Origin of the sequence: Fibrobacter sp. UWT2 (assembly GCF_900142545.1) — a bacterium.
GTDB lineage: Bacteria > Fibrobacterota > Fibrobacteria > Fibrobacterales > Fibrobacteraceae > Fibrobacter.
The window spans coordinates 23,921-36,876 of the sequence record NZ_FRBF01000024.1 but is presented as its reverse complement, the minus strand read 5'-3'; the positions used below and the strand labels follow the sequence as shown (position 1 = coordinate 36,876).

7 protein-coding genes and 1 pseudogene are annotated in these 12,956 nt (G+C 48.4%); 5 read left to right on the top strand and 3 right to left on the bottom strand.

Translation table 11 applies throughout. From position 1 onward, the window contains the following. From BUA40_RS14610 to BUA40_RS14700, 5 genes and pseudogenes are all read left to right on the top strand, one after another. On the top strand, positions 1–852 hold an 852-nt coding region (locus BUA40_RS14610; protein WP_178299652.1), incomplete at its 5' end, for a hypothetical protein. 3 nt (positions 853–855) lie between these two features. After that, positions 856–3,015 (top strand): hypothetical protein, encoded by a 2,160-nt coding sequence (locus BUA40_RS12820; RefSeq protein WP_143149805.1) that lies wholly within the window; start codon positions 856–858, stop codon positions 3,013–3,015. After that, complete coding sequence (locus BUA40_RS12815; protein ID WP_083585408.1) at positions 3,015–4,958, top strand: preprotein translocase subunit SecA; 1,944 nt, start codon at positions 3,015–3,017, stop codon at positions 4,956–4,958. Before BUA40_RS12820 ends, BUA40_RS12815 begins: the two co-directional genes overlap by 1 nt. A gap of 237 nt (positions 4,959–5,195) precedes the next feature. Continuing rightward, positions 5,196–5,969, top strand: a complete 774-nt coding sequence (locus BUA40_RS12810; RefSeq protein WP_143149804.1) for a DUF6261 family protein — start codon at positions 5,196–5,198, stop codon at positions 5,967–5,969. A gap of 194 nt (positions 5,970–6,163) precedes the next feature. Continuing rightward, positions 6,164–6,286, top strand: a pseudogene (locus BUA40_RS14700) (HNH endonuclease); the annotation flags it as partial. 97 nt (positions 6,287–6,383) lie between these two features. Here the strand turns inward: BUA40_RS14700 and BUA40_RS12800 are convergent. From BUA40_RS12800 to BUA40_RS12790, 3 genes are read right to left on the bottom strand one after another with little or no spacing between them, the layout of a single operon-like run. After that, a complete protein-coding gene (locus BUA40_RS12800; protein WP_072801249.1) occupies positions 6,384–7,799 on the bottom strand; it encodes an SUMF1/EgtB/PvdO family nonheme iron enzyme in 1,416 nt (471 codons plus the stop codon). Between the two features lie 7 nt (positions 7,800–7,806). Continuing rightward, complete coding sequence (locus BUA40_RS12795) at positions 7,807–9,801, bottom strand: hypothetical protein (protein WP_072801248.1); 1,995 nt, start codon at positions 9,799–9,801, stop codon at positions 7,807–7,809. A gap of 6 nt (positions 9,802–9,807) precedes the next feature. After that, a complete protein-coding gene (locus BUA40_RS12790) occupies positions 9,808–12,849 on the bottom strand; it encodes a carbohydrate binding domain-containing protein (protein ID WP_072801247.1) in 3,042 nt (1,013 codons plus the stop codon). Positions 12,850–12,956 lie beyond the last annotated feature (107 nt).

Here is a 12,956-nt window from a genome sequence, read left to right as displayed (position 1 = left end):
GGTGACGACGCCCGCGTGACTTTCGATATAGACACGCCGTTCGCCCGCAACGAGAACCTGGCCGACTACGCGAACCGCGCCATCGAGGCCGAGAGTATGCATTTCGACGGCGCAGCCGTGGAAATCCCGCTGGACGAGAACGACGAACCTGTCGAGATGGGCGACACCATCTTGACGGGCAAGGACCGCGACGTGATTGTCGGCGGCGACTTCGGCGATACGATTACCATGGGCGACGGCGACGATGTGACCCTTGGCGACAATGCCTCGTTGATCCTCGAACACAACAACCCCGTGGGCGTGTTCGCGCCGAGCGTGGAAATCATGCTGGAACAGCATACGGTGACGACATCGACGCCCGAGGTTTTCCTGGGCAACAACGATGCCGACGCCGATGATATCCAGGACAAGTTCGAGAACGGGGGAGTGCCGGGAGTCACCCCGGAAACCTCCGAGAACGGGGCGACCGACACCTTTACGGACACGACCGACAAGGACTGGACCATACAGCAGGAAGTGACTCCGGGCACGATTTCGCAGACGATTGACATTTCTTCTGGTGCCCAAGTGGTAAACTTTGCCGAGGGCGAGACGGTGTTGCTGGTAAGCGACACCTGGCCCGGCAACCAGTGGTGGCACCCGAATATCGTGATGGTCGCCGACGGTCAGGGCCATAGCGTTCCCGCTCTCGAGTGGGAATGGGACGTGAACGGCACTACCATGACGGCTACCACGCAGCCGGGTTACTACTTCACCGTAGATATACCCGACACCCCGAACGGAGACAACCGCTACGAAATCCGCGTGACTGCACTCACCGCAGGCACCGCCGTGATTTCTATCGGGGCCTAAGAAGTGATACAGGACCGTCAGCGCAAGATTTTCCACGAGTCGTGGTACCGTCTCGCGGGGAGCCGTATAGCTCTCCGTTCGAGCGTCCGCATTCACCGCCAGATATATCGGGGCGTGTTGTGGTATGTGCTCTACGAGCCGTTCACGAACCAGTATTTCCGCCTGCCGCAGGGGGCCTATTCCTTTGTTTCTCGACTTTCCGTGAGTAGGACCGTGGGCGAGATTTGGAACAGCATGCTGGAAAGCGGCGAGGGCGACATCCCCGGCCAGGGCGAAGTCATCGAGATGCTTGCGCAGCTTTACCAGGCCAATATGCTGCTTTATGACGGCGTGGAAGATGGCACGAAACTTTTCGACCGCGACAAGAAAAAGACCCGCAAGAAGGTCAAGTCCACCCTGCTGAACATCTTTTTCCTGCGAATACCGGTATTCGACCCCGACCCGCTCCTGAACCGTTTACGGTGGCTGATCCGCATTCTGCTCAGTACGCCGATGATGCTGGTGTGGCTTGCGACGGTCATTGTCGCCGTCAAGTACGGTGTCGAGAACTTCGACGCACTCAAGGACCAGAGCGCGGGGTTCCTGGCTCCGTCGAACATTGGGTGGGTGTACGTGTGTACCGTGTTCGTGAAGCTGTTCCACGAGTTCGGGCATGCGAGCGTCGTCAAGAAATATGGCGGCGAGGTCCATACGCTGGGCGTGATGTTCATGCTCCTTGCGCCGCTGCCGTATGTGGATGCCACGGCGAGCTGGTCTTTCCGCAAGAAGCGGCACCGCGCCTTTGTGGGGGCCGCGGGAATGCTCTTCGAGTTCTTTATAGCCTCGGTGGCGCTCATACTCTGGGCGAACCTGGGCGGCGGCACGGCCCGCGCGCTCTGCTACAACGTGTTCATCATCTGCTCGGTCTCTACGGTGCTGTTCAACGTGAACCCGCTCATGCGCTTTGACGGCTACTACATATTGACCGACCTGCTGGACATGCCGAACCTGCAACAGCATTCCGTACGGCACCTGCAGTACCTTCTGGAACGATATGCCTTCCGTAAGCGCGACGCGGAACCGGTCGCCTTCAGGGCGAGCGAGAAGCTGATATACACGGTTTACGGGATATCCAGCGCTGTCTACAGGTTCTTCCTTTTTGCGGGGTTCATTGTCGCCATATCGGCCCACTACCTGATTCTCTCGTTTGTCATGGGAGTGCTGCTTTGCCTTACCATGGTGGTTATTCCGGTAGGCAAGTTTTTCAGGTATGTTTTCTGGGGGCCGGGGCTTTCGCAAGTCCGCAACCGGGCCTCCGCCCTTACGGTCGCCTTTTTTGCCCTGCTGTTTGCGGCGCTGTTCTACTTGCCCGTTCCCGATACGTTTACGGCCCCGGGCGTACTGGAAGCCCGCCATTACGAGAACACCATAGCAAACGAGGGCGGCTTTGCGGCCAAGCTCTATCGAGGGAGCTTTAGCGCAGTCAACAAGGGCGACACGCTAGTGCTCCTGGAGAATCTGGAAATCAAGTATGCCGCCGAGGCCAAGCGCTCCGAAATACAGGAAGCGCGGCAGATGTATTACCGTGCACTGAACGAGGCCCCCGAAGACATGCATCCGCTCGAAAAGCGGCTTTCGGTATTGAAGCAGGAACTCGAAGAACTCGAAAAGAGCGAGAGCGAACTTGCACTTGTCGCGGGGATGGACGGAATCTGGAGTGCGCCCGGCATCGAGGACTATCAGGGGCGCTGGGTAGGCAAGGGCGATTCGCTGGGCATCTTGCTGGATACGACCGCGTTCGATTTTTTGGCAGTGGTAAACCAGGAAGATGGCGCAAGGTTGTTTACGGACAAGCCCGTTCGCGCGTCGGTGCGCTTGCACGGCGATGTATTTAAGGAATTGAAGGTTGTCTCTGCCATGGCTATCCCCAGTGCGCAAGACCGCTTGCCCTCGAATGCGCTGGGTTGGCTCGGGGGTGGGGAAGTCGAGACGAAGAGCGACGGGTATTCGGAACAGACGGCGGAACCCGTTTACCTTGTAAGGGCCGAGATGCCCGATTCGATGGATGTTCGCCGTCTGCACGGAAGGACGGGCAAGATTCGTATTCAGCTTGGCTATGCTCCCTTGGCCGTCCAGGGGATACGCAAGGTACGGCAGGCGTTGCAAAAATACTACAAGATGTGATGGACTTGACTGGCGACTACAGGCTTACTTCGTTGAAACGCGTGGAGAAGATTCCCGTGGGTATCGACGCCTTTGTTTTCAGGCTGGTCGGCCGTTTCAAGAGTCGTCGTTCCGTTATCAGGCGTATTCTGCGGACCGCACGGAAAATAGACAGCCTTGGCCGCAGTCTTTCGGAAAAGTCTGACGCCGAGCTGAAAGGGCGAATAGAAGGGCTTGCCGCCCTGCTCAAGCGTCCTGTCAATGACTCGACCCTTTGCGAGGCATTCGCGTTGATGCAGGAGGCCGCTTTCCGGACGATGGGGTATAGGCCCTATGTGGAGCAGATTGCGGGAGCCCTTTGCCTTTATCGTGGCTATATCGCCGAGATGTCCACCGGCGAGGGCAAGACGATTACGGCGGCCATGTGTGCAGCGGTGCGCGGCTTGTCGGGTATGCCGTGCCATGTGATAACCGCCAATGACTACCTGGCAAGCCGCGACGCGCAGATAATGAAGCCGCTGTTTGACTATTGTGGCCTTACTGTGGGAGCCGTGACCGGAGCGATGAAGCCGGAAGAACGGAGGGCGGGCTATGCCGCCGCGATTACCTACTCTACGGCGAAGGAAGTGCTGGCCGACTTCTTGCGGGACCGCATTGCCATGGGGAAGATGCAGAACTTTTCGAAGCGGCTCCTGGACCGCTTCAGCCTGCAGGGCGGGGAGTTCGGCAGGGGAGTGGTGCAGCGGGGGCTATGCACCGCCATTGTCGATGAGGCGGACAATGTATTGATTGACGAGGCCGTGACGCCGCTGATTATTTCTAGGGAGAACAAGAACGAGGGCTTTAACGAAAGCTGTAGGCAGGCCTACGAACTTTCGGGAAAGTTGCAGGAAGGAATCGATTTCCTTGTCGATGGCAAGTTGCGCACAATCCATTTCTTGACGGACATGGACGAATGGCTCGAAGGCCCCGCGTCGAGCGGCTTTTCAAAGGCGGCGTTCCTGAAGGACCTGATTCGGCAGGCCCTGACGGCGCGGTATCTGTTTATTGCCGGACGCCAGTATGTGGTGGAAGAGGGCAAGGTCGTAATCGTGGACGAGTCCACGGGCCGCAAGATGCCCATGCGTTCCTGGAACGGCGGGCTTCACCAGATGATAGAACTGAAGGAAGGGCTGGAACTTTCGGGGCTCAAGGAAACTGAGGCCCGAATGAGTTTCCAGCGATTCTTCAGGCTGTATAAGAATTTCTCGGGCATGACGGGGACCGGTAAGGAGGCCCTCGGTGAATTCTGGACTATTTACGGGTCCCCGGTCCTCTGCGTCCCGAACCATCGCCGCTGTCTTCGCAAGATATCCATGCTCAGGATTTTCTCTACAAAGGAAAGCAAGCGTGTCGCCATAGTCCGTGAAGTGATGAATGTTCATGCGACGGGCCGCCCCGTGCTTATTGGGACGAAGGATATTGACGAAAGCGAAACGCTGGCCGAAATGATTACGGCTCTCGGGCTTGAATGCCGCGTGATAAATGCCGTGCGTAGCGACGACGAGGCCGCGATTATCGAGCGTGCCGGACGCCTGGGCGCGATAACGGTCGCGACAAACATGGCCGGGCGTGGCACGGATATCAAGATACCGGACAAGGTAAAAAAACTTGGTGGACTGCACGTGATTGCCACGGAATGTAACCCGTCGTCCAGAATCGACCGGCAGTTGTTCGGGCGCGCCGCAAGGCAGGGCGACCCCGGCAGCGCAAGCCACTACGCAAGTTTCGAGGATGATGTGCTGCGCCGGAACCTGCCGGGACCGCTGTGGACCCTTATGCGGCATCTCGGACGGCTCTCTGCGCTCGCCGTGAGGTGGGCGCAGTATTCGGCGGGCAGAAAAGCGATGAAAAGTCGCCTTTCGGTGCAGCGGACAGACACCTGGCTGGAAGATTCTCTCGGCTTCAGTGGGAACGGCGTGTAGGACTGTGCAGAATCTACACATCGCCGTGACACAACTTTTACAAAAAATAATGCAACCCAGACAAAGTTTTTAGTTAGTTTGTATTCAATTACACTTTGTCCTTAATTTTTGTTTTTTCGTCGGAAACGGGCATTTTGGGTGATACGCTTTTGAAATTTTGGCGGTATCTTTGAAGACAAGGGAACGCAAGAGTTCCTGAGACAAAAACCGACAACCTTCAAGAACGAGGATAGAATCATGATGAAGATTCACGCTCTCAACTACAGAACACTCCGCAACGAAGAATTCCTGGGACTCCACAAGTACTTCGTTGAGCAGACTGCAAGCATCACCAGCGAAGAGATTCGCAAGTCCATCGAAGCCTACCGCACCTCTGTAACCGAATACGCTAACCTCATTGAAGTGTCTGTCGACGAATCTGCCGCAAGGGCCGTCAGCCGCCTTGATTCCGAACGCAATGCCGCCTACTCCTCTTGCAGGAACTTCGCCAAGAGCCTCAAGTCGCTTTCGGACAGCGGCGTGGTTGCAACGGGAGAACGCCTCCGCAAGATCTTTGCCGAGAACGCCGACCCGACGAGGCTGAATCAGGACCAGTCCACCGGTACGTTTACGAACATCATCAATACCCTCAAGGAAGTTGGTGATGACAAGTTGAGCGCCTGCGGATTCAAGCCCTGGCTCGAAAACCTCGAAAGCAAGCACAACGAATACCTGACGGCGGTGCAGAACCGCAACAAGGTGAATTCCTCGAAGGTCGCCGACGCCAACAAGGTGTATCGCGAACGCTGCCTCGAAGGATTCGGAATCGTGACGACGCTTGCTATCGGCAAGGCCACCCTCGACAAGGACGAAGGCTGCATCCAGTTCATCAACGCCGTGAACAGCCACATCGACCAGAAGAAGGTGCACCTGAAACTTCGCAAGGGAAAAGGGAAGAATACGACCGAGTCTCCCGAGACGACCGTGGTAGATTTCCCCACCGAAACGAAGGAAGAGGAAAATGCCGCATAGCTGTAAACGACATAACTTGAATAACATTGCTCCTGCCTGATAAAAAATCAGGCAGGAGTTTTTGTTTTACAGGGCGAGGCCGAGTAGGCCGTGCCCTGTGTTGCGAGGGGGAGCGGGGGGAACCCCCCGCAGCGTTAGGGATAGTGACCCCTTGGGGACAAGACCCGCGCAGCGGGGCTTGGTTCTGGGAGGCGATCTGGAAACTCGCTGAAATGGATGCCGATCACGTGACTGCCTGGAGCATGGGCGGAGCAACCGACCGTGCCAACTGCGAAATGCTCTGCAAGTCGCATAAAAGAGCCAAAGGGAATAGGTAGGGTTTGTTAGAAAACAAAAGTTCCGCAGTTTTGCCAAAACTGCGGAACTTTTGAAATTTAGGGAAAACTATATTGACTTGTTGTAACCTTTCTAGAACTACTTAATTTGACGAACAAGCCGTAGTCCTTGGAATGTGGTATAGAAATAACCGCGGCTATTGTCGCAATGGTTTCCAAAATTTAAATCTTTAAGAGATGTTGTTAAAAAACCACCTTTGCAAGAATATGTCTCAACACTAAATAAACTTTTTTCTGACATTAATACATTTTCACAAACAAGGCCAAACATATCATAAAGACCGTAAGCATTCGGCTTCAACATCCCCACAGGTCGGGATTTCTGTTTCCATTCTCCACAAGACATTTTGAGCCATGATCTTTCAAAGGGATCTTTTTCACTCATTTTTAAATAAGGATCCTCTGAATCCGTTTGACCAAACCAGGCATATTGAGAGGCTTTTATTGAATCATTTATTCCGCCCCAAATATTAAAATAATTTTTATGGCCCTCACCTCCTCTTGCAAGAGCAACCCATTCATTGTAGTATGGCAATCGATATCCGTTGGCTTTCTTATCAATCTTCACATGAATAAAGTTTTCTTCGTCTGAACGATTTCGGAAAAAACTTGCTCCGTTAATATTGAAACTACCATCATTGTACTCTTTGAATGTAGTGCTGAAATTTTTTGATTTCTCGAACGAATATACAGGCTTAAAGCCATCGCGCAGACTGCGAATGTTTGCGTAAATTAAAGCTTGGTATAAATAAATTCGCGTTGCTGCAGAGTCGTGAGTGTCGCACAGCCCATTTTTGGTCATATTTTTCTTTTTTTCTATCCAGAAATTAATGTTTTCATAATTGTTTTCCTGTGTGTAAGGTGGAATGGAATCCCATAAAGCATGCACGAATTCACATTCTGTAATTTTATATTTGTCAACTAGTAGGACTTCATATAATTTCTCATATCTTGCAGAATCCATATACGAAATGCTTAAATGTTTCCCCGTTAAATAGGTATCCTTGCTGCTATTGAATCCTAACAAATGTTCTTGTGTTGAAAGGTCGATGTATTTCATACCTACAAGTAAATTGAATGTTTGTACATTGCCCATCTGGGTTATATGCTGAATCTTTCCATTCTTCACATAATTTCCGGAATTCAATTTAATACACGAACAATCTTTTTCGTACGGAAAATCATTTCCTTTCCATATTCCATTTTCTTCGTTTTCTAAGCAAATGGTGTAATTGGAATTTTTCTCCATTTCGAGCCATAATTCAGAAGCTTTTGGGGATATGAAGAAAGTGTCTTGTTCGGCATATATATCAGATTTTGACCGATCCGAAATAGAGCGGCTAGGTGTTTTTTCACTAAATACGTGAATCAATGCTTTGGGCCCATTTGTTTTGTTTCCGACTTTTGCACCATCTACTTCATATAGAGATTCCTTCGCGAACACAAGGGTTTCTGCAAAGATAATTGCGATTACGCATAATTTGTATAATTTCATGTTGTACCTAATTCTTTTCTTTGAAACAATCAACACTAGAACGGATGCAATCCCATTGTTTCTCTGTTTCGAAACCTGATGACCCTTTTTTATCAATTAGTTCCCCGTCAATTGTTTTAGCAACAGCTAGAGGACGATATCGTAATCTCATGCCGTTCGGTGAACTATAATTCATTAAATTAGCTTCATCAAAAGCAAAATCAGCATATTTGGTGAGGCATATTCCTGATTCATCAATTTCTTCACAATAGCCTTCATAATTTCTCGGATTTGTTGGATCATCTGGCCATATGTATAAATCAGTAAGACCGAAGGAATGTCCAATTTCATGAACAATAGTATTCATTGAGGCTTCTCCTGTTAAACGGCACCCCCACACAAAGCCTCCGATGACTGTTTTGTCGCTTTCAGATTTCGTACTTGGCAATGTAAGTTGTGCGGCTCTTTCGAGACCGGGGACATGCGGATATACATCTTTATAAATAGAATATTTGCACCCTTTTTTGTGTCCTGAAATAGACGCCTTAAAGGAATCGTCCGTCAGAACGTCAATAACCTTTAATCGAATGGAAGTTTCCCCTCCGCTACAGGAATTTTTCATTTTCATTGTCATTTCGTTTGAGGATGATGAACAATCATCGGCATATTTACATGAAGTGACAAATGAACTGTAATTTTTAAGAATAACACTATTTCCTCCATTACCATCAAAGTTCCAATTTACGCGCATTTCATTAATGCCAAAAACAAGATGCTTTTCCTTTGCTTTTTCCAAAGCGGAATCGTAATCATTTTTTGCAGAGTTGTAGTCGCTTACATCATTGTTACACCTTTTTTCTTCATCGTCATAATATTTTTTATATGACAGCCAATCTCCACATTTAGATTTATATTCTTGAAAATCTTCTGACGAGACATCTTGTGGACATGAAATTGTAAATGAATCTCCTTCGTCTGATAATTGACAGTTTGTGCTACGCTCAATGCGTTCGCAATCACTTTTTTTGTTCGAAATTGAATTTTTTAGGTTTTCTTTTTGCTCTTTGTCCGCCATTATAGAACATTCTTTATCGATTATTTTTTGTGTTTCCGTTGTTAACTTTTCCTTTTTATCCTTGATTCCGAAATTTGAATTTAGAAGAACATCTGTTTTTATTTTTGCAACAATCGGCGCTGCATAACCGCTTGTCGTAATAAAGCTATATACTTCAGATAAGCTATTCGTTAAATCTACAAGGAGCGGACCTTCATCAAATCCAACTTCGCTTGGCTCAACGGATTTGAAATCGCCGCCTACAACAACCTGTGCCATAACCTTGTCAAAATATTTTTCGACAATATCTTTTGTGTAGCATCCAGTCTTGCCATCACCTCCTATACAGTCTGGATCTTTTTCATTGCCGAATTTTACGAAAAATATTTCTCTGTTCAAATCTGGACGATAGGATTTAATATGTAGATACCTTTTTTGTTCCTCATCACCATAGTAAATGGCGTAATCTCCTGCAGATAAAGATTTTTTTATCATCCCATCTTTACCTTCCGAGCAAGCTTCTTTTCCCGTAAGAACAGTGCTGTTGTCTTTGTCTATTTTGCGTAAAGAAAAACGATCTTTAGCGTCACAGTTTACAAGGATGTTTATTTGAGCGAATTCTCCGTCACTAACAGACATGTACACATCTCGTCCATGAAAAACAGCGTCCTCACTAAACAACGCATATGGGTCCATGTCAAATCCCCATTTATGCTCTTCATGCGGAAGAAACCAGTCTAAAGTTTGAGTCCAATGAAATTCAACAACCTGTCCATCAGCATATTCTTCAAATGAATAATCGTGTATTATTGGAGTACTTCTTGTGCCGTGAATTTCACAGTTTGGATCGTTCTCTTCGCATCGAGGGGTTGGATTTACGTTATCGCTTGCAGAACCGTCATCGTCGCAAGCTTGTAAAATAAAAGCGCAGAGTGATGTAATAAAAACTTTCAAGACATTCATCATCATAATAATCTACTTCTCCTTTGCTTCGTAATAGAAGTAATCTGTAACTGCGCCCATGTAAATTACAATAGCCTCGTCATACTCGCCGGCATCCTTCAAACGCTTGGAAAATAATATTGGCTTGCCTTCATTTTTTGTCATGGTCTGGAAAACGCATTGACCGTTTTCATCACCATTGCGGAATACGTCAAATTCGACAACGGGGTCTTTGGTTCGTTTGTTTCCATCCTTGTCTTTTACCCATAATTTAACATGTGCTTTTTTTAATTTTTTTGTTTTCTTATTCCTGTCAATTGTTGCTTTCCATACTCTAGCATAAGGTGAATGCAAAAGATACTCCCTATGGCTTTGCCCTAATATGGCATTTATCAAAGGAACTGTTGGTTTCTTTGATACCACATTGCCGTCTTCGTCCAATACACCAAATGTCGCGTTCTTTGACGGCATTGCGTTTGCGTAAGGGCCCAAAGCGATAGCGTTTTCTTCACGCTCCATGTCCAATATGTCGTATTGTGGAGCGAAATTGTTCTTTACGCCAGCTTTCAATAGATTTGACTTTTGATCAAGATTGATTCCTGCATCGTAATTCATATATTCATTTTCGCCGGCTGGATTATTTTCGTTTGCGAGTTTGGGGTCGCCGATGTAAATATTTGTTCCTATGTAGTTTTTCGAGAAAGATGAATTTGTTGCGCTATAGCCGACGACAACTTCTTCTGCACACTCTCCTGTGCATGTTGCCGTTGTATTCTTCCAGAAAATGCTGTTGCCTATAGAGCCTTTAGCCTTGCCTGATATTGCTCCATTTTTTGTCGTAGCACCGTTTGCGAAGAATGTTGCATTCCAAAGGTTTAGGGTTGCGCCATCATTGTTGATTGCACCGCCATTGTCCGCAGCATGGTTGTCATAGAAAATTGCATTGCCGATGTAGGTGTTGCCACCTAAAAGATTTACGGCTCCACCGTTAAGAGCAGTCGTATTGCTCAAATAGATTACATTAAGCATACTGATTTCACCTTGAGCAGAAATTGCACCGCCATTTCCTTTCGATGTATTCTGTGTAAAGTGAACTGTTTCGAGATACAAGGAATCACTTGTTGCCAAGGCTCCGCCGTTTTTGTTTGATTCAGACTTTGCGATAACGATGTTTTTCAAAAGCAGTTTCTGGTTGTCGGAATGGATTGTTCCACCGTTTTCGGCATTAAATCCATTTTCAAGGCGAAGACCGACAATGCTGCGTGGAGAACGGCCTTCGATTTCCACATGAGTGTTTCCGCCCATATTCAAAAGCGGGAGCTCTTTTTCAGAATTCAAATCCCAAATGTCACCCTTGTATCCGACCAGTTCGAAACCGACTTTCCAAGGAACTACTCCGTCTGTAAAGTTTTCGGTCACATTCCAAACGCCACCCGCCATGTTGATTTCGCGACCTGTCGTCTTGGCCGTTTCGAGAACGGTCACAAAGTCGCCAACGGCAGTCGCTGCAGTTGTGCCGTCGCAACCCTGCTTGCACTGGGTCTGCGGATTCCAGTAGATACGGTAGTTTGCACTCTTGGTAAAGCTGAATACATAACTGCTACTGAACGCTTCGGCGGGGAAGCCCGAAATCATATTCCTGATAAGCGATATGTTTGCGGTTACATTAGAAGACGGCAATTCGACTATTGTCGATGTTTCGCCGTTCACCTTGAATTGGGCGTTATCCGCATAGACAAACATTTCGATAGCAGACGCGGAAAGCGGCAACTGTGAAACATAGCGGAATACTCCAGGTTCAAAGAAAGGTCCGAAATGTTCCTCGCTGTGCGAGATTTCGGTCGCACGGGGTTCCTGCGAAACGGTCGATTGCGGTTCTATCTGGAATTTGTTGGCATACACGGCACCGACAAGATGCGAACGCGACGGAATACGAACGAATGCGGACGGAGCGACAAACTTTCCAAAATACAAACCGTCCGTTCCCATATCGACATTCTCACCGGCGACATTCCACAAAATTTCGCTGGGGTTTCCGCCCGTAATGGAGAACGTGTTTCGGTCGCCAAAGCGGACATTTCCCAAGACATTTATTGTAATCGGGCCGGAAGTCAAGTCAAATGCAAACTCGGCGTCAGGTTCCGTAAAGATGTTCTGGAAAGTGTAAGAACCCGATGACAAATGGACCTTGGATCTTGCATTGGCATAGAACGCACCGTAATTATTCGGCGATACTGTAACGTTTTGGTCAAGTCCAACAGAGACTGGAGTCACCCCTGCAACGATGTTCGGAATGCCGACAACAGGTTTTGAAAGCGTCGCTTCGCTCTTTGTTTTGGCGACAACTCCGTTCTGTTCCTCGCATTGGCTAGTATAACGCAAATCACCGCTGATATTCGCCCGTTCACGCAAGAAACAATGGTTCGAAGCATCAACATTACCGTAAATCTTGGAATCCACCCCTAGTTCAAGATTTTGACCGAATACATCGCCCAAGGACATGGAATTGTCACGGAAATCGACCATGTCGGCAACAACCACATAACCCCAATCGCCTGCCGATGTTGCATAAGAATTATTTCCGCCTATATTTTGGCTTGAACCGCAGTCAAGGCAATTCAGGCTGACATCGGAAAGATAAACCGTCCCGGAATTTTTACCAAGATTGAATTCAAATCGGGCGTTGCTTACATTGCCCGACTGCATCGTAAAAGTCTTTGTTACAGTTCGTCCGTTTACGGTCGCTGCAACTTCACCGAATTCGGCGAAAGCATCATAAGGGAAGCCGTCACGCCCGATGCGAACTTCTACATAGCGGCGGGCACTAACACCCTGTAGGTAAAACTTGACTTCGTATGTCTTGCCAGCCTGTAATTCGATATTGCTGCGGGTCAGCTGAACATGCCAGTAATCAGAGCCGCCATCGGCAACAGAAACAAAACCCTCGTTAAAGGTCGCATACGCCCCTTCGTAATTTGCAAGACTCCATTCAGAATACGGAAAATCAAGGGCGAAAGCGCTATCTAGCCCTAATAGACAAAGAATGGCAAAAATATAAGAATGTAACTGTTTCAAGTTTTCCTCTTGTTGTTTTCAAGGAAGCGACAACGTAGCAATATTTTAACATGTTGTCAATGCATTAAGTAAATATTTTGTATCATTCCTTTAAATATGTTGTTAAC